The sequence below is a fragment of the Streptomyces sp. NPDC047525 genome (assembly GCF_040643025.1).
Taxonomy (GTDB): Bacteria; Actinomycetota; Actinomycetes; order Streptomycetales; family Streptomycetaceae; genus Streptomyces; species Streptomyces durmitorensis.
The window spans coordinates 160,998-179,166 of sequence record NZ_JBEYTL010000002.1 but is presented as its reverse complement, the minus strand read 5'-3'; the positions used below and the strand labels follow the sequence as shown (position 1 = coordinate 179,166).

Below are 18,169 nucleotides of genomic sequence, written 5' to 3'. Positions count from 1 at the left end.
TCAGCGGTCAGGTGGGTCAGGCATGGGTCAGGCGTGGGGCAGGTCGCGGGTCAGGAGCTCCGCGAGCGTGTCCACGACCGGGGGGTCGAGCAGGGAGAGGTGGTGCCCCGGCAGTGGGGTGACCGTGAGGTCGGTGCAGTGGGCATCCCAGCCGAGGCTTGCGTCGTCCCGTTCGTAGCGGGCGTCGCGCACGGTGTGCGGGGCCGGTTCGGTGGCCCGGTAGAGGAGGGTCCGGCCGGTGTACGGGCCGGGCGTGTGGCGTTCGCCGCTGCGCAGGTCGAGGGCCGAGGTGCGTTGATGGTCGAGGACGGCATGGGGCAGGTCGACGGCCTGCTCGAGCAGCTTCATGACGAGGGCGATCTGCTCGGCGTCGTCCCTGCGCGCCAGCTCCTCGTAGGGCAGGGAGAGGTGGGTGCGGTACGTGCGGCCTACGTACGCGGCGAAATCGGCGTAGCGGCGGTGGACTTCCTCCAGCGGGGTCAGACCTGGAGGTGCGGGCAGGGGCAGCACGGAGTCGAGGAGGACCAGGGCCCTGACGGTGCCGTGCCGCGTGAGGAACCTCGCGGCCTCCTGGGCGAGCAGGCCGCCATAAGACCAACCACCCACGATCCAGGGTCCGTTGGGGCGCACCTCGCGGATGCGCTCCGCGAAGTGCTCCGCTCGGGGCCGGAGGTCCTCCGGAGCGGCCAGCCTGTCGAAGCCGTGGACGGGGCGGGTGCCGGAAAGGCGTTCGGCGAGGCGTGCGTACACCTCCGAGGTGCCGCCCGCGGCGTGCGCCAGGAAGAGCGGGGCCCCGTCGCCCGTGTCGGCGAGGACGCGAAGCGGCCCCTCCGCCGCTCCGCCCCTTCCCTGCCGTGAACGGCGCGGCTCGCCCCCGCGGGAAGCCGCGCGGGACGTGGCGCCCCCGCCCCGCGGCTCGGCCGACTGCCGCTCCGGCAGCAGGTCCGCGACCCCCCTCAGCGTCGCCTGCCGCAGCAGCACCCCCGGTTCCACCTCCACCCCGAACTCCCGCTCCACCGCGGTCCGGATGCGTGCCGCGGTGAGCGAGTCGAGGCCCAGGTCGGTGAGGGGCATGTCGGCGTCGATGCGGTCGGGGGTGTAGCCCATGACGTCGGCCACGCAGCCGCGGAGGCGGTCGAGCGGCCCCGTGGCGCGGCTCGGGGCCGGGGCATGACGTGACGTCTCGTGCGGGCCGGGTTCCTCCCCCGCCCAGAAGCGGCGATGGCGCCAGCGCGGTGCGGGGACGTCGACGATGCGCGCCCCTGGATGCAGGCGCCCGCGAGGCTCGGGGAGCCCGCCCACCCCTCGTACGAGCAGTGAAGCCAGGGACGTACGGAAGGTGAGCGCGTCGTCCGTGTCCCGGCGCAGGGTCGGAAGAATCAGCGAGCCGTCCACGTCCGCGTCCCGCAGCGTCTCGGTCAGCGGATGCAACTGCGTGGGATGCGGGGCCACTTCGACGAACACGCGGTGGCCGTCGTCCGCGGCGGCACGCACCGCCTGAAGGAAGCGGACGGGTCGCCGCAGATTGGCCACCCAGTAGTCGGCATCGCAGGGCGCGGGGTCGCGCGGATCGGCCAGGACGGTGGAGTAGCGGCGGCAGCCGGGCCGCGCGTGCCGCACGGTGCCGAGCTCCCGGGCCAACTCGGCGAGCAGCGGGTCGACATCGGGCGAGTGACCGGCGCCGGTGACGCGCAGGGAACGGGCGAAGCCGCCCTCCCTGGTGACGTGGTCGACGAGTGAGCGCACATCGTCGGCGGAGCCGGTGACCACGCTCTGCGCGGGGGACGCGTGGACGGCGACCTGGAGCGTGCGGAAGTCGGCGGCCAGGGCCTCGATGTGCTCGCCGGGGAGGTCCACCACGGCCATGGCACCGCCCGTGAGCCCGGCGAGGAGCCGCGAACGGACCGCGACGACCCGCGCCCCGGTGGCCTCGTCGAGCGCGCCGCAGGCGACGGCCGCGGCGATCTCCCCCATGGAGTGGCCGATCACGGCCGCGGGCTCGAAGCCGTACGACTTCCACAGCTCGGCGAGGGCGACCTGCATTCCGTAGAGGGCGGGCATGACCACGGCGGGCGAGGTCAGATCGGCGCCCGGATCCATGCAGTCCCGCAGGGAGATACCGGCCTGCTCGTGCAGAAGCGGCTCGAGACGGTCGACAGCGGCAGCGAACTCGGGCTCTGCGGCGAGGAGTTGCCTGCCCATCCCGGCCCACTGCGACCCGTAGCCGGAGAACACCCACACCGCCCCGGGCCCACCCCCGGACACGGGCGCCCCGACCACCACCCGCCCATCGGGCTCACGCCCTGCCAGGCTGTCCAGCGCCGTGGTCAGTTCCTCCCGGCTGCGGGCGACGACCGCCGCCCTGTGGCGGCCCCGTCCCGCGCGGCCCGCCAGTGTCCTGGCCAGGTCCGCCGGGCGGACGGAGCGGCTGTCCGGCCCTGTCAGCCACTGGGCCAGCTCACCCGCGTACGCGCGTACACGGTCCTCGGTGACCCCGTCGAGCAGGGCGACGGCGGGGCCGGTGGCCGCGGGGCGGGCGCCGCGCGGCACGCGGTGCTCCGCAAGGACCACGTGCGCGTTCGTGCCTCCGAAGCCGAACGCCGAGACCCCCGCCCGTGCGGTGCCCGAGTAGCGGGGCCACGGCTCGGGGCCCGTGACGACGCGCAGGCCCAGTGCGTCGAGGTCGGCGTGCGGGCCCGGTGCGGTGAAGTGCAGGTGGGGCGGGATCTCCTCGTGGTGCAGGGACAGGACCGTCTTGATGAGACCCGCGATGCCCGCCGCCGCTTCCAGGTGGCCGATGTTCGTCTTCACCGAGCCGATGAGCAGCGGCTGGTCGGCGGCCCGCCCGCGCCCCGCGCCGAGCGAGGCCGAGAGCGCGAATGCCTCGAGGGGGTCGCCCAGGGCTGTGCCCGTGCCGTGTGCCTCGACGTAGTCCACGGTCTCGGGCCCGGTGGCATGGCACTGCTCCAGGAGCGTGCGCTGGGCCTGCGCGCTCGGCGCCGTGAGGCCGTTCGAGCGGCCGTCCGAGTTGACCGCGGTGGACTCGATGACCGCGAGGACGCGGTCGCCGTCGCGCTCCGCGTCCGCGAGGCGCTTGAGGACGACGACGCCACAGCCCTCCCCGCGCACCATGCCGTCGGCGGACGCGTCGAAGGCCTTGCACCTGCCGTCGGCGGCCAGCGCACCCGCCCGCTGGAAGCCGAGGGTCACCGCGGGGGAAAGGAGCAGGTTCACCCCGGCGGCGAGCGCCATGTCGCTCTCCCCCGCGCCGAGACTGCGCACCGCGTGGTGCACGGCGACGAGCGAGGATGAGCACGCCGTGTCGACCGCCATGCTCGGGCCGCGCAGGTCCATGAGGTAGGAGAGGCGGTTCGCGGCGATGCTGAGGGCCGCGCCCGGTGAGGTCCAGGCGCCGATCGACTCCGGGTCCGCGGTGGTGAGATGGGCGTATTCGTTGCCGCTGATGCCCACGAAGACTCCGGTACGGGTGCCCGCGAGGGACGGCGCGGGCAGCGCCGCGTGGTCGACGGCCTCACGGACGACTTCCAGGAGCATGCGCTGCTGCGGGTCCATGGCGGTGGCCTCGTCCGCGCCGATGCCGAAGAACTCCGCGTCGAACCCCGCCACGCCGTCGATGTCCCCGTCCCCGAGGAACCCGCCGTGCCTGCTGATGTCGTCCGGCAGGCTCTTGCCCTCCCGCAGGAAGGGCGCCCAGCGGTCGTCGCCGACGGTGCCCACGGCGTCGCGGCCCTCGCTCAGGAGCCGCCAGAAGGCGGCGGGCGAGGTGACTCCGCCGGGCAGTCGGCAGCCGATGCCGATGACCGCGACCGGCGCATCGCCGGTCGCAGAAGGGGAGTTGGGGACACCCGCCTCTGACGGCGAACCGCCGTGCTCCGGTTCGCCGCGCGCCACCCGCTGTGCGAGCGCTCCGATCGTCGACGCCTCCCAGAGCAGCGTCGCGGGCAGCCGGATGCCCAAGAGGTCGCTGAGGCGTGCCGTGAGGACGACCGCGTCGCGGGAGGTGAGCCCCAGCTCCGCCAGCGGACGGTCGTCGGCGATCTCCTCGGCGGCGATGCCGTACCAGGCGCTCAGGCTCTCGACGATCTCGGCCCGGATCTCCGCGTGGCCCACGTCCCTCATCGCGTGCCCTCCGCGCCGCCCCGGCCTCCCTCGCCGAAGGCGCCGAGCAGGTAGCGCGCCCGGCCCGCGGCTCTGGCGACCTTGCCGCTGCTCGTCCTGGGCAGCGAGCCCGGCGGGATGAGGAGGAGTTCGGCGAGGCGCAGTCCGTGCCGGGCCGAGACCGCGGCCGTGGCGGTGCGCAGGGCGGCGAGCAGGTCCTGTTCGGTGGGCTGCGCGCCGCGTCGGTGCTCGGCGACCACGACCAGGACGTCGCTCTCCGTACCCGTCCAGGGCACGCGGAACGCGGCGAGCCGGTCGCGGCGCACGAGGTCCACGGCCGACTGCACGGTCTCCTCGATGTCCTGGGGGTAGTGGTTGCGGCCGTCCACGATGATCAGGTCCTTGAGCCGCCCGGTGACGTACAGCAGGCCTTCGTGGAGCGCGCCGAGGTCCCCCGTGCGCAGCCATCCCGCCTCGCCGTCGTGCCCGGTGGCATCGGGTGGGCGGAAGCCGAACACCTCCTCGGAGAGCCCGTTGCGCTTCCAGTAGCAGAGGCCGATGTTGGGCCCGCGCAGCTGGATCTCGCCGACCTCGCCCGAATCCAGGGCCGCGCCGGTCGCCGGGTCGGCGATGCGCAGCTCCTGCCCCGCCGGGGTGCCACAGGCGACCAGGTGGGTCGCTTCCGGCACCGTCGGCTCCCGTAGGTCGAGCCGCCCTTCGGACAGGGCCAGTGGATCGCACGCGAGGACCGTGGGGGGTTCGGCGAAGGTGTCGGTCGTGACGAACACGGTGGCCTCGGCCAGGCCGTACGCCGGGCAGTGGGCCGCGGGCGCGAGTCCCGCGTCGGCGAACGCGTCGCGGAAGCGGTCCACGGTGCCGGGGCGCACGGGTTCGCTGCCGTTGATGAGGACCTTGACGCGGTCGAGGCGCAGCTCGGCGGCCTCCTCCCTGTCGATCCTGCTCGCGCAGTAGTCGTACGCGAAGTTGGGGGCCGCGCTGATCGTCCCGGGGTAGGCGGCGAGCAGCCGCAGCCAGCGCGCCGGGTGCTCCAGGAAGGCCACCGGGTCCATGAGGACCGAGGGGAAGCCGCCGACGACGGGCGCTGCGACGCTCAGGACGAGGCCCATGTCGTGGAAGAGCGGCAGCCACCCGACCGTCGTGCTGCTCGCCGCGTCGGCCGCGAAGGCCTCGATGGCCTGGCGGGCGTTGGCCACCACGTTGGCGTGACTGATCACGACGCCCGCGGGGCTGCGCGTGGAGCCCGAGGTGTACTGGAGGTAGGCGATGTCGTCCGGTTCGATGCGTTCCGGAAGGGCGATCGCGGGCGTCACGCCCGGCCGGTCCACGCCTGGTCGTTCCACGCCCGGCCGTTCCACGCTCGCCCGGTCCACCGGGACCACCGGCACGGACGGCAGTCCCTGCCCGGCCATGAAGCGCCCGACGCCGGCGGCTGTGACCGTATCGGTCAGTACGCACGCGGGCTCGCAGTCGGCGAGCACGGCGGCCAACCGGCCCTCGTGTCCCGGGAGTTCAGGACTGAAGAGCGGTACAGCGATCACGCCCGCGTAGAGGCAGCCGAGGAACGCCGCCGTGTAGTCGAGGCCCTGCGGGAGCAGCAGGGCCGCCCGCTCGCCGGGACCCGCGACCGCGGCGATCCTTGCGGCGGTCGCGCGGGCGCGGACGTCGAGACCCTGCCAGCCGAGGGTGTGGTGCAGGCCGGGCGAGGAGGGCTCGGGGAACTCCACGTAGGTGAAGGCGCGTTGGTGCGGGCGGTTCTCGGCCCAGTGCGCCAAGTGGTCGGTCAGCAGCGGGCCTTCGGGCGGCTGAGGGGACTGCGGTCTTGACATGGCGGCTCCAACTGGAAAGCGCGGGGACCGGGACGAGCGGTGCACCAGGTTCCGCCTGGATGTGACCCGTGAGTAAGACGGGTTGCTGACAGATCGTCTGACACGCTCTGTCACTCAGCTGATAAGCCATGGCCCTGGATTCGGCGCCATGGGCAGCAGCGGCGGCCTGTCGGCGCCCCGGAGAATCCGGCAGCGGAACCGCATCGCGACCGAGGGGAGCCGCACGTGGGCCGGGCCAGGCTGACCGCACTTCTGGCGATGCTCGCCCTGGCCGGCTTCATCACGACCCTTGACAACACCGTCATCAACGTCGCCCTGCCCACGGTCCAGCGCGAACTCGGCCTGACGGTGACCGACTTGGAGTGGGTGGCCACCAGCTACGTACTGAGCTTCGGATCGCTCCTTCCGGCCGGGGGCAGGCTCACGGATCTGCTCGGCCGACGGGTGGTTCTCGCGGCGGGGATCGTCGTCTTCACCGCGGCCTCGCTGGCGGCCGCCCTCGCCGACAGCGGCGGGACGCTCATCGCGGCGCGCACGGTGCAGGGCGTGGGGGCGGCGCTCGTCATCCCCGCCTCGCTCGCGGTGGTCGCCGCCGATCTGCCCGCCCGCAGGCGCGCCATGGCGGTCGGCCTGTGGACGGCGGCGCTCGCGGTCGCACTCGCGCTCGGTCCCGTGGTGGGCGGGTTCGTCACCGAACGGTGGGACTGGAGCTGGGTGTTCCTGCTCAACGTCCCCTTCGGCATCCTCGCCCTGCTCCTGGTGCCCGCTGTCCCGCGGGCCGTCGATCGCGTACGGCACGGCCTGCTGCCGCTCCTGGACCTGCCGGGCGTCGCGCTGTCCACGACCTCGCTCTTCCTCCTCACGTACGGCCTGGTCAGGGGCGGGGAGCACAGCTTCAGCACGCCGCCCGTGCCGCTCTGCCTCTGGCTTTCGGCGGCCACCGGCATCGCGTTCCTCGTCGTCGAGTCGCGGACCTTTCTGCCGCTGGTGGACCTGCGGCTGCTGCGCAACCGTTCGCTGAGCGGGGGTGCGGCGGCTCAGGTGCTGTGGGGCATCGGCGTCAACGGCGTGTTCTTCTTCACCGCGCTCTACCTCCAGCGCGTGCTCGGCTTCTCGCCCACCAAGGCGGGGCTCGCCTTTCTGCCGCTGGCCGGTGCGCTGCTCGTCACGACGCCGTTCGCCGAGCGCGCGGCGAAGGCGGTGGGGGCGCACTGGTCGATCGCCGGGGGTCTCGTGCTTGTCGCGGGCGGGCTCGTGTGGGTGTCGGGGACGGGGCTGCACGCGCAGTACTGGGATCTGCAGCCGGGGCTGCTCCTGATCGGCGCGGGCTCCGCCCTGACCACTCCGCTGACCGTGCGTTCCGTCGCCGACGTCCCCGCGACGCGCACCGGCATGGCTTCGGGGCTCGTCAGCGCGGCCCGCGAGATCTCCGGGGTGTTCGGGGTCGTCCTGGTCGGCGTGGTCCTGACCCGCACGGAACGCACGGCGCTGCGGGACGGCGCCGATCCACGCAGCGCCTTCCTCGACGGCTACGACACGGGACTTCAACTGGCGGCGCTCTGCGTCCTGTTGGGGGCCGTGGTCACCGCCGTCACACTGCGGCGTCCGGCCCGGCACCGGCGTCCGGGGGCGCCTGCCGGGGTCAGGCGGACGCCCCGCCGTCCGGTGCGCCAGTGACGTACTCCTCCTGCTGGTCCGGTGTGTCCGTGACGTACTGATGGAGCCGGCCGGACGCCGCCAGCATGGCGGTCGCGCGCGATGTGACGCCCGCGAGGCGCTGCGCGATGGCCGCCCGCAGCGCGTCGGGGCTGCCCATCTCGCGCAGGCCGTCGAGGACGGCGTGGATCTGGGGCAGGGGGTAGTGGCCCTGCCGGAGGATGCTGACGATGCGGGCGTCGCGTACGTCGGCGGGGCTGAACCAGCGGTAGTGGGTGACCGGTTCGCGCTGGGGCGCCAGGAGGCCCGCCGACTCCCACACCCGCAGCGCCGAGGTGCGCACACCGAGGCGGGCGGCCACCTCGCCGATGCGCAGGCGCGGTGGCGTGGCGGGCGACGGTGAGGTCTGCGGGGTGCGGTCCGGGGCGCTGTCCGGGATGTTGGCCGGGGGCTCCTTCGCGACGGCTTCGAGCGCCTCGCCCGCGGCCCGCAGAGAGAGCCGCTGTTCGTGCAGGGCAGCGTGCCCGGCGTCGATGAGGGTGAGCGCCAGCGGCACGTCGCCCGCGTGGACGGCCCGCATGACCGCCTGGGCGGTGTCGAGGCCGTAGCCCGGGACGAGCGCGCGATAGGTGAGCAGGGCATCGCGGTGGCGGGCGCCGAACCTGCGGTATCCGGCGGGCGTGCGCGGGGTGGGCGGCAGGATGCCCGCGTCGGCGTAGTTGCGGATCTGCTGGGTGGAGACACCGGCCGCACGGGCCAGATCGACGGGGCGCAGTGCCGTCTCGGCTCGGCTCATGAAGGACCTCTCCTGACTGCTGATGAACCCACGAGTTGAAGGTTATCCGCTCCGAGACCCTCCCCTCTGGGCACTCCTCTCAGAAAAGTCTCAACTAGGACTTCAATGGAACACTTGAAGCCATGGATGCCAGCATCGCCACCACCGATTCGATCCGCATCAAGGGCGCGCGCCTTCACAACCTCAAGAACGTCTCGCTCGCCATCCCCAAGAACCAGCTCGTCGTCCTGACCGGACTCTCCGGCTCCGGCAAGTCGACGATCGCCTTCGACACCCTGCACCGGGAGGGTCAGCGACAGTATCTGGAGTCGCTCGGCCTGGTCACCACCTTCGTCAGCAAGCCCGCGGTCGACTCGATCACCGGCCTCTCGCCGTCGATCAGCGTCGACCAGCATCTGACCAACCGCAGTCCCCGGTCGACGGTCGGCACGGTCACCGAGGTCTTCACGTATCTGCGTCTGCTGTGGGCGCGCATCGGCCACCGCCCGTGTCCGGCATGCGGGCAGGACGTCCCGCCCGCGTACCGCGTGAGCGGCGACGAGCTCTGGGACGACGAGCCGTCCGGCACCGAACCCGCCGACGGCGCGTCGCCGGACGACGAACAGCCCGCACTCCCCTGCCCGCACTGCGGGACGCCGGTCCCGGGCATGGTGATGGGGACCTTCTCCTTCAACAAACCCGCCGGTGCCTGTGTGACCTGCACCGGCATCGGCACCGTCTTCCAGGCCGATGTGAAGCGCCTGGTCGACGACGGTCTGAGCGTCGCCGGCGGCGCCGTGCTCGGCTGGCTCCCCGTCCTGACCGTGCGCAACATCCCGATCCTGCGCGCCGCCGGTGAGCACTACGGCTTCGCCTTCGACGCGGACACGCCCGTATGTGAACTGGGCACACCACAAAGGGACTTGCTCCTCCACGGCGTGGAGAGCGAGCACTTCCGCCGCCACTTCCCCGATACCGCACCGCCGTCGACGGTCGCCCGCGGCCGCTTCGAGGGCGTGGTCACGAACATGCTGCGGCGCTACGCCGAGCGCATCGACGACGACGCGTACCGCGAGAAGGCGGAGAAGTTCCTCGTCAACGACGTCTGCCCGGACTGCGAGGGCACCCGCCTTCGTCCGGAGTCCCGACGGGTCACCGTCGCCGGGCTGACCATCGTCGACGCGTCACGCCTGCCGCTCGACGAGCTCGCCGGCTGGATCGACGGACTGCGGGCGCATGTCACGGACGGCGAGGCGTGGCAGGTCACCGAGCCGATCGTGGACGATCTGCGTGAGCGCGTACGCCGTCTCGTCGACGTCGGCGTCGGCTATCTGACCCTGGAGCGTGCCACGCCCAGTCTGTCGGCGGGCGAGACCCAGCGCCTTCGCCTGTCCGCGCTGCTCGGTTCGGGACTCACCGGAGTGCTGTACGTCCTGGACGAACCGACCATCGGTCTGCACCCCGCGGACACCGCCCGCCTGGTCGACGTCCTGCGCCGCCTGCGCGACCTGGGCAACACGGTCCTGGTCATCGAGCACGACCTCGATGTGCTGCGCGCGGCCGACCACGTCGTCGACGTCGGCCCCGGAGCGGGCCGCGACGGCGGGCACATCGTGGCCGCTGGTTCGCCGGACGAGGTGGCGGCGACCACCGGTTCGGTCACCGGCGACTATCTCTCCGGGCGCCTCGCGATGCCGCTCCCCGTGCTCCGGGCGCCCGCGTCCGGAGCCGAGCTGGTCATCCGCGGGGCACGGGCGCACAACCTCAGGAACGTCACGGCGCGACTTCCGCTCGGGCGGCTCGTCGCGGTGAGTGGCCCCTCGGGCTCGGGCAAGTCGTCGCTGGTGCTCGACATCCTGGGGCGTGCCGCACGGCAGCGTTTCCACGGTGCGAGCGACGCGCCGGGCGCCCACGACGGCATCGAGGGCTGGGAGCACATCGACAAGGTCGTGACCATCGACCAGCAGGCGATCAGCCGGGTGCCGCGGTCGAACGCGGCGACGTACTCGGATGCCTTCACACCGATCCGCGAGGCGTTCGCCGCGAGCACCGACGCACGCCAACGGGGCCTCACCGCGGGGCACTTCTCCTTCAACGTGGCGGGGGGCCGCTGCGAACGGTGCACGGGCGCGGGTGTGCTGACGGTGCAGATGCACTTCCTGCCCGATGTGGAGGTGCGCTGCCCCGCCTGCCGCGGCCGTCGCTTCAGGCCCGATGTGCTCGCCGCGCGGTACGGCGGTCACGACATCGCGCAGGTCCTCGGCATGACCGTCGACGAGGCGCTGGCGGTGTTCGCCGCAGTGCCGGGAGCGGCGACGCGGCTCCAGCGGATGTCCGACGTCGGCCTCGGCTACCTCCAGCTGGGCCAGCCGGCCACCACGCTCTCCGGCGGCGAGGCGCAACGCGTCAAGCTCGCGAAGGAGTTGGGCCGCCGTGCCACCGGGCGCACGCTGTACCTCCTGGACGAGCCCACGACCGGCCTGCACGCCGCCGACACGGCGCGCCTGCTCGGCGTCCTGCAGCGCCTGGTCGACGCGGGCAACACCGTCATCACCATCGAGCACAACCTCGACGTCGTCCGCGCCGCGGACTGGGTCGTCGACCTGGGTCCCGAGGGCGGCGCGGCGGGCGGCGAGATCGTGGCCGAGGGCACGCCGAAGGAGATCGCGCGGGCGAGCGCGTCACGGACGGGGGCGTTCCTGGACGGGGTGTGACGCGAAGCCCCGGGTGCCACCGGAGTTGCCCATGTCACTGATGTCGCCGATGACGGTCGCGTAGCCGTCAGGACCGAGTACCGCGAGGGTGCCCGTACGCAGCCACCCGCCCGGCAGCAGCAGCCGCGCCGTCGCCGCGGGGTCGCCCCAGTAGCCCGCGCACACCTGCGGCCCCCGCACCAGGAGTTCACCGGCGTGCCCCGGCGGCAGCTCGGCCTCCGGGGCACCCTCCTGACCGATGCGGACCTCGGTGCCGGGCAGGGGCAGGCCGGACGTGCCGGGGCGGGCATTGGCACCGCGCGGGTTGGCGAGGACGGCGCCGGAGGCCTCCGGGATGCCGTAGCCCTCGACGAGCACCGCGTCGACGGAGTCGCGGATCCGGTCGGCGGTCCCGGCGTCCAGCGTCTCGGTCAGCCAGGTCCGCACGGTGGCGAGGGCCTCAAGCTCGTGGGCCGGGCGCCGGAGAAGGCGCCGGCAGTCGGCGGGTTCGGCCGCCAGGAGGGTCGCCTTCCTGCGGCGTGCCGTGCGCAGGAGTGCCTGCGGCTCGGGGGTCGGCAGGAGCACGGTACGCGCACCGGTGAGCAGTGGGGCGGTCAGGCCGAACAGCATCCCGCGCGGGCGCCACAGGGGTGTGACGGCCAGCGCGGTCTCCTGGCCTTTACGCAACTGCGGGTGCCACAGGGCCAGTTGATGGGCTGCCGCGACCAGGTTCGCGTGCGTGAGCATCGCCGCGGGGCTGCCGGCGGTGGCGTACGCGAGGACGGCCGGATCGCCCGGCCCGGGCCCGCCACCGTCCGGCTGGGACCGGTCCCGCTTGATCCGGACCGGCTTCCGTATACGGCCTCGCCCCGGCCACTCCCCACCGACCGGGACGGCGACGACATCCCGTACGCACGTGTCGCCGCGCACCGCGTCGAGCCGCTCCCCCGCGGAGTCGGCGGCAATCACCAACACCGTTCCCGAGTCAGCCAGTTGGCACCTCAGCGCTTGGGGGGACGCCCCGGGGTCGACGGCCACCACGACGGCGCCGAGCCGCAGCACCGCATGCCACGCCACCGCGAACCACGGGCAGTTGGGCAGGACCAGCGCCACCCGGTCGCCGTGCCGGATGCCCAGCGTCCGCAGCCTTTCGGCGCATACGCCCACTGCGCGGTGCAGCCCCCGGAAGCCGGACCGGCCGCCGTGGCGCCGGACTGCCGCGTCGAGGAGGCCGGGGAGCGTGATGTCGGGGACCGACAGCCGGTGCGGTACCCCGGCGGCGTAGAAGCGGAGCCACGGTCGTGGGTCCTGGGCCGTCACCTGTGGCTCGGTCATGACCTGATCGTGGCGCAGGAGGGCGGGTCGTCACTTGTGCCCCAGGCACAGTTCCGGCGCGGCGGGCTGTGGTTCCACTGACTATCAACGCCTGGTTACTGCTCCGTAACTTCACAGCGTGCACAGCGATTCCCCTCGAAGGTCCCCCCTCGAACCGAAGGAGCACCCGTGCGCAGGCCAAGAGCGAAACGGAAGAAGAGGCTGCTCGCGCTGACCGCGGCCGTCGCCCTGGCGGGCCTGGGCCTCGGCGTGCCGAACCTGACCGCGGGCGCCGCCGCGACGCCGGACGCCTCGGCGGCGTGCGACGCCCCGGACGAACGGATCTACCAGGTGCCCGGCGGCGTGCCGAGCGACCCCGGCAGCGTCATCGCCTGCCGGGCCACCGAACTCCCCCATGTGCCGGGCGACATCCCGATGCACGCCTGGAAGGTCCAGTACAGCTCGAAGGACAACGCGGGCAAGGCGGTCGCGGTCTCCGGCACCGTTGCCGTGCCGGACGCCCAGTGGAAGGGACGCGGCAGCCGTCCCGTCGTGGCCTTCAACCCCGGGACGCTGGGGCTCGGTTCGCAGTGCGCGTTCTCCAAGCAGCTCGCGGGCGCGTTCCAGGACGAGTACGAGGGCGAGAACATCGCGGCGCTCCTGAAGGCCGGATACGCCGTCGCCGCGACGGACGGCGCGGGCTATCTCGACGGCCAGACCCATCCGTACGTCTCCGGCGCCGACGCCGGTCACGCGCTCCTCGACATCGCGCGCACCGCGCCCGAGATCCCCGGCAGCGGCCTCGACCCGAAGACGAAGATCGGCCTGTGGGGCTACTCCGAAGGCGGTGCGGCCAGCCTGTGGGCGGCGCAGCTCGCGGCTTCGTACGCTCCTGAACTCGACGTCGTCGGCAACGCGTCCGGCGGTGTGCCGGGCGACCTGAAGGTGGTCGCCAAGGCGCTCAACGGCGGCCCGTTCGCGGGTTTCATGGTCGACGCCGTGCTCGGCCTGTCCTCCGCGCATCCCCGGATGCCGTTCGACGAGCTCATGAACGACCAGGGCGAGGAGACCCTCAAGAAGGCCAGGTCGCACTGTCTGGCCGGGACGATCTCGACCCTCGCGGGCCAGAAGATCGAGGACAACACCAAGGACCGGCTGAGCTTCGAACAGCTCTACGCGCTCAAGGGCACGGACGGCAGGACGTGGGGCGAGGTCGTCGACGCGCAGAAGCTCGGCGTCGGCATCGGCCGCGCGGGCTCCGGCGCCACGTACGAGATCGACTTCCCCGTCCTGCAGTACCGCGGCGCACTGGAGGAAGTCATCCCGGTCGAGACCGAGGACGCGACGCGCAAGGCGTACTGCAAGGCGAACATCACCACCCAGTGGAAGGTGTATCCGGGCGAGCACCTGACGACTGATCAACTGGCGAAGGACGACGCGGTCAAGTGGCTCGGCGACCGCTTCGAGGGCAAGCCGGAGTTCGACAACTGCCTGCTTGCGTGACCGAGTTCGCACTCGCTGCCTCTTGTCACCACGGTGACGAGAGGCAGCATCATGTCTGTCCGTCCTCGACGGGCCGCCACGCACCCCCGGCGGTATCTTCACCAAACCTTTGTCCCCCCGCGCGCAGAGGGAGCACGCCATGGTGAACGGTTCGGCACTGCCCGCCGGTATACCCCCGGCAGGCGCACCCGCGTCCGCGGGCACCCCGGCCGAGGAGTCGTCCGCCGCGTTCAGAGCCTTTCCCTCGGGCCTCCACGATCACGTGAGACCGTTCCTCGACGACATCACATCGGAGGTGGTGCGGGCCATCCGCACGGAGATACCGGAGTACGCACGCCCGACCGACGACACGTACATGCACGTCGTGAACCGGGGTGTGGAGCAGGCCCTTGAGGGGTTCCTGGCCCGGATGGCGCACCCGGACACCGACTGGGAGTCGGTGAAGGCCACGTACCAGAACATCGGCAGGGGCGAGGCGGACGAGGGCCGCAGCCTGGACTCCTTCCAGTCGGCGCTGCGCCTGGGCGCACGCGTCACCTGGCGCCGGGTCAACGCCCTGGTCGACGCCGACCTGCTGCCCCGGCACGTCCTCGCGGCCTTCGGCGAGGCGCTGTTCCTGCACCTGGACGAGATGGCGGCGGCGACGACCGCGGGCTACACCGAGGCAAGGCTGCACGCGGCGGGCGAGCTGCAGCAGCGCCGGGCCCGCCTCATCGACCTGGTCACCGCCGATCCGCCCGCGTCGGCGGAGGCCATCGCCGATCTCGCGCAGACCGCGCAGTGGCCCATCCCGCGCGAGGTGGCCGTCGTCGTGATCGACCACACCCTCACCCCGGAGACCATCAGGCCCATCGTGCCGCCGGAGTTCCTCGCACGCTTCTCCGAACAGCCCGGCTGCATCGTGGTGCCCGACCCGGAGGGCCCGGGGCGGGCCCGCTCGATCGCCGCCGCCTTACAGGGCCTGCGCGCGGTGATCGGTCCCACCGTCGCGCTGCACGAGGGCGCGCGCTCGCTGCGCTGGGCGCTCGACGCCCTTGAGCTGTCCCGGCGCGGCATCCTGCCCCGCGCGGGCCTGCTGCACTGCGCCGACCATCTGGCGACGCTGGTGCTCTTCCACGACGAGGCGCTGATCGACGCGCTCGCGCAGCGGCATCTGCTGCCGCTCAAGGAGGTGCGCTCACCGCAGCGGGAGCGCCTCGCCGAGACCCTCCTGTGCTGGCTGCGGTGCGGGCACAACGCGAGCGAGGTGGCCACGCGCCTCGCCGTGCACCCGCAGACGGTCCGCTACCGCCTGCGGCAGCTGGACGAGGTGTTCGGCGACCGGCTGCACGATCCGGTGGCGCAGTTCGAGATGCAGCTGGCGCTGCACGCGCTGAGCCTGCGGCCGCCTGCCGCCGGTGAAGCGGTCGCCGTGCGGTGAAGCGGCGCTTCCCCGCTCATCGGGCACGTCACCCGTACGCGCCGCGAGCGCGGCCACCCCCGGCCGTTATCGAGCCGTAATGTCCCCTTCGCCCCAACTCCCAGGCGAAGGAGAGTCCTTACGTGCGTGCCCGTCTCATGGCCGCTTCCGCCGTACCCGCCGTACCCGCCCTCCCGACCACGAAGCGGACTTCCCGGATCCCCCAGCGGATCCTCCCCCGCCTCGTGGTCCTCTTCCTGCTCCCCCTGCTCACCACCCTCAGCGGCACCCTGCTCGCCCCGGCCCACGCCCACGCGGACGCACTGGTGCGGCACACACCGTCCGCCACCACGCTGCTGGCGCCGCCGCCCGCGCCCGACGAGCCGTGCACCAGCAAGGACGCCGCCGTCTGCCTGATCCGGCAGATGAGCCCGGAGGAGCGCGAGCAGGCGCGCGAGGTGCGGCTGCGCTACCACCGGCTGCTGGACACCATGGAGCGCGTGGCGGACCGTATGCACGAGGAAGGCCGCTCCGACGAGGAGATCGCCCGCGTCCTCGTCGACATGCGCAACGAGGCCAAGGACATCACCCGCGCCGGGATGTCCCCCGAAGCGGTACAGGCCTTGGAGGCGCGGAACATGAAGAAGTACGGCAACCCGCTGGGCCCGACCGCGGACCAGCAGTTCGCCAAGTACGGCAGCTGGGCGAAGGTCATCGAGGCGGCGACCCGCACCAGCGCCGCCGTCGACCAGGAACTCGGCATCCCGCCGCGCGTCTGACCTCCATGCTGCTTCAGGATTACGACCGCCACGGCCGGACGTGGGACCTCGACGCCCGAACGGGCCTCCTCTCCCCCGCGTCCGGCCGCTGCCACGGCTTCGTCCACGCGGGCGGGGAGGCCGCAGCGGCGCTGTACGCCGACCCGTCCGACGGCGAACCGGCCCTCTGGCTCCAGTACGGCCGACGCCGCTGGGACTGCGCCGCGGTGACGGTCCATCAGGCTCCGGGACCGAACGGAACCCGGCGCTTCACGGTCGAGGGTGCGCGGGGAACGGCCCTCGAACTCCTCTACCCCGCACCGGATCCCGGCCCCTTCGACCCGGCGTACGACTGGATCGACGCGGAGGGGGACGACTTCTTCCTCTGGGCGGCGGGCCGCCTGACGGACGCCGACGCCACGTCACGTACCACACTCCTGGCGCACTTCCGGGCCGGTTTCCTCCCCGCCTGACGTCACAAGTAGCCTCTCCGAGCGATGAGTTGAGGGCTCCCGCGGAGTCTTCACTCACACAAGGAGAAACCGAGAAGAGACCGGGCCGCGCACAAGGTTCGCGACCCCCACCCGGAGGTACACCATGTGCGCCCACCAGCCCTCGTGCCCGCCCGCCGACAGCCCCGACCACCTCGCGGCCCGCATCACATCGGCCCACCCTGAACAGGGCTGGAGCCTGCTGTGCAACGGCACCATCGTCTTCGACGACACCGGCGAACTGCTGCCGGACGGACGGGTGGTGGCGGTGGCGAGGCCGCCGGCGATGGCGGCCTGAGCGCGGCGCTCACCTCACGGCTGAGGCATACGCACCGGCGTCCGTCCCCCGGCGCCCGGCTTGCGCCACCCGCGCTCGATGGCCCGCATCAGCGCAGGGTACACGATCAGGTACCGGAACGGCTTGATCACGGCCATGTAGGCGGCGCCGAACCTGCCGTTCGGCTTCACCAGGACCGCCATCTGCCCGCGGTATCCGCCGGAGCCGTCCGGGACCCAGCTCAGGTGCATGACCGTGTGCACGGTCTTGTTGGCCAGCTCCGCCGCCCACTCGTCCTTGAGCAGGTACAGCGAAGTGAAGGGGAAGTCGGCGGACTCCGGCCCCTTCGGGGCGGCCCGCAGGTCGTCCGGCATCCGGTCCTTGAGCGAGGGCACGCGCGCGCCGATGCCGGCCTTCGGCCGGTCGAGGCGGAGCACGGCACCGATCTTCCACCGGGCGGCCCAGAGGAAACGGACGATCAGCGGCGCGCCCTCGGGGAAGTCCCCGCCGACGGTCTGCGACACCAGCCTGGGGAGTTCGCCGGGACCGCCCGGCGTGGGCAGCGCCCAGACGTCCTCCACCTGGAAGTCGGGAACGAGTTCGTGGATCCGCCAGGGACGTGACGTGTGCGCGGTCTTCGGCAGCTTCATTCCTGGACCTCCGTGACGGTGCAGGCCTTGGGCGGCAGGCCCAGCAGGCCCCTGACCGCCCTCTCGACCAGTTCGACGTCGTGCGGGACGTGCCCGGCGAGGCTGCTCACCAGGCCTTCGAGGGTGCCGATGTAGGCGAGCGCGACCTCACGGGGCGGTGGCCCGGGTGGGATCGCGCCGCTCTCCTGTGCGGCGGCGATCCGGTCGGCGCACCCAGTGGCGAGCCGATCGATGACTCCGGAGAGCGCCCGGCCGACCGCATGGTCCTGGCCGGAGAACTCGACCGACAGCGCCCGCATCACGCGGGCCACGTCACGGCGGCAGTAGACGGCGTGACCCCGCGCCATCACGAGCAGCGCGTCGACGGGGTCGGCCTCCTCGGCGGCGGGCCCGCCGACCTCGGCGTTCCAGGTCTCCTCGACCCACTCCACCACGGCCAGCGCCAGTTCTTCCTTGTTGGCGAACAGGTGGTAGAGGGCGCCGCGGGTGTAGCCCGCATCGGCCGCCACCCGCTCCAGCGCCACATTTCCGTACCCGTACATGGAGAACCCGCGCGCGGCCGACTCCAGCAGGGCGCTCCTGGTCCGGGCGCGCCGGTCCGCCTGCTTCTCGCGAACACCCTCAGGTCGTGCCGTCATCGCCATCCTGTTTCACATACAGACATGTATGTAGGTTACTTTGAGGCTG

General features: G+C 72.7%; 13 protein-coding genes. 7 read left to right on the top strand and 6 right to left on the bottom strand.

What is annotated here, in order from left to right; all coding sequences use genetic code 11:
• Positions 1–27 precede the first annotated feature (27 nt).
• Together ABZ833_RS06190 and ABZ833_RS06185 are read right to left on the bottom strand one after the other, a co-directional pair.
• Positions 28–4,140, bottom strand: a complete 4,113-nt coding sequence (locus ABZ833_RS06190; RefSeq protein ID WP_361041808.1) for an acyltransferase domain-containing protein — start codon at positions 4,138–4,140, stop codon at positions 28–30.
• Entirely contained in the window at positions 4,137–5,966 is a 1,830-nt protein-coding gene (locus ABZ833_RS06185; protein WP_361041805.1) for a fatty acyl-AMP ligase, read from the bottom strand. The genes ABZ833_RS06190 and ABZ833_RS06185 overlap by 4 nt, the downstream gene beginning before the upstream one ends.
• A gap of 225 nt (positions 5,967–6,191) precedes the next feature.
• Between ABZ833_RS06185 and ABZ833_RS06180 the strand changes: the two genes are divergently transcribed.
• On the top strand, positions 6,192–7,643 hold the full coding sequence (locus ABZ833_RS06180) for an MFS transporter (protein ID WP_361041803.1): 1,452 nt from the start codon (positions 6,192–6,194) through the stop codon (positions 7,641–7,643).
• Here the strand turns inward: ABZ833_RS06180 and ABZ833_RS06175 are convergent.
• Entirely contained in the window at positions 7,609–8,418 is an 810-nt protein-coding gene (locus ABZ833_RS06175) for a MerR family transcriptional regulator (protein ID WP_361041801.1), read from the bottom strand. The genes ABZ833_RS06180 and ABZ833_RS06175 overlap by 35 nt on opposite strands.
• Before the next feature lie 122 nt (positions 8,419–8,540).
• Between ABZ833_RS06175 and uvrA the strand changes: the two genes are divergently transcribed.
• Positions 8,541–11,111 (top strand): excinuclease ABC subunit UvrA, encoded by a 2,571-nt coding sequence (uvrA, locus tag ABZ833_RS06170; RefSeq protein WP_361041798.1) that lies wholly within the window; start codon positions 8,541–8,543, stop codon positions 11,109–11,111.
• Here the strand turns inward: uvrA and ABZ833_RS06165 are convergent.
• Positions 11,079–12,425 carry an AMP-binding protein gene (locus tag ABZ833_RS06165; RefSeq protein WP_361041796.1) on the bottom strand — a complete coding sequence of 449 codons (1,347 nt, stop codon included), beginning with the start codon at positions 12,423–12,425 and terminating at the stop codon, positions 11,079–11,081. The genes uvrA and ABZ833_RS06165 overlap by 33 nt on opposite strands.
• Before the next feature lie 168 nt (positions 12,426–12,593).
• On the opposite strand from ABZ833_RS06165, the gene ABZ833_RS06160 reads away from it, so the two are divergent.
• The 5 genes from ABZ833_RS06160 to ABZ833_RS06140 all read left to right on the top strand — a co-directional run bounded on the left by ABZ833_RS06160 (position 12,594) and on the right by ABZ833_RS06140 (position 16,853).
• Entirely contained in the window at positions 12,594–13,907 is a 1,314-nt protein-coding gene (locus ABZ833_RS06160; protein ID WP_361041794.1) for a lipase family protein, read from the top strand.
• Positions 13,908–14,046: 139 nt separating this feature from the next.
• On the top strand, positions 14,047–15,327 hold the full coding sequence (locus tag ABZ833_RS06155) for a helix-turn-helix domain-containing protein (protein ID WP_361041791.1): 1,281 nt from the start codon (positions 14,047–14,049) through the stop codon (positions 15,325–15,327).
• Positions 15,328–15,449: 122 nt separating this feature from the next.
• Positions 15,450–16,085, top strand: a complete 636-nt coding sequence (locus ABZ833_RS06150; protein WP_361041789.1) for a hypothetical protein — start codon at positions 15,450–15,452, stop codon at positions 16,083–16,085.
• A 5-nt stretch (positions 16,086–16,090) separates the two neighbouring features.
• A complete protein-coding gene (locus tag ABZ833_RS06145; protein WP_361041786.1) occupies positions 16,091–16,537 on the top strand; it encodes a hypothetical protein in 447 nt (148 codons plus the stop codon).
• A 124-nt stretch (positions 16,538–16,661) separates the two neighbouring features.
• Entirely contained in the window at positions 16,662–16,853 is a 192-nt protein-coding gene (locus tag ABZ833_RS06140) for a DUF5999 family protein (RefSeq protein WP_361041783.1), read from the top strand.
• A 14-nt stretch (positions 16,854–16,867) separates the two neighbouring features.
• On the opposite strand, the gene ABZ833_RS06135 is transcribed toward ABZ833_RS06140, so the two are convergent.
• Together ABZ833_RS06135 and ABZ833_RS06130 are read right to left on the bottom strand one after the other, a co-directional pair.
• On the bottom strand, positions 16,868–17,482 hold the full coding sequence (locus ABZ833_RS06135; RefSeq protein ID WP_361041781.1) for a DUF2867 domain-containing protein: 615 nt from the start codon (positions 17,480–17,482) through the stop codon (positions 16,868–16,870).
• Positions 17,479–18,120 (bottom strand): TetR/AcrR family transcriptional regulator, encoded by a 642-nt coding sequence (locus ABZ833_RS06130; protein WP_361041779.1) that lies wholly within the window; start codon positions 18,118–18,120, stop codon positions 17,479–17,481. Before ABZ833_RS06130 ends, ABZ833_RS06135 begins: the two co-directional genes overlap by 4 nt.
• Positions 18,121–18,169: the final 49 nt, after the last annotated feature.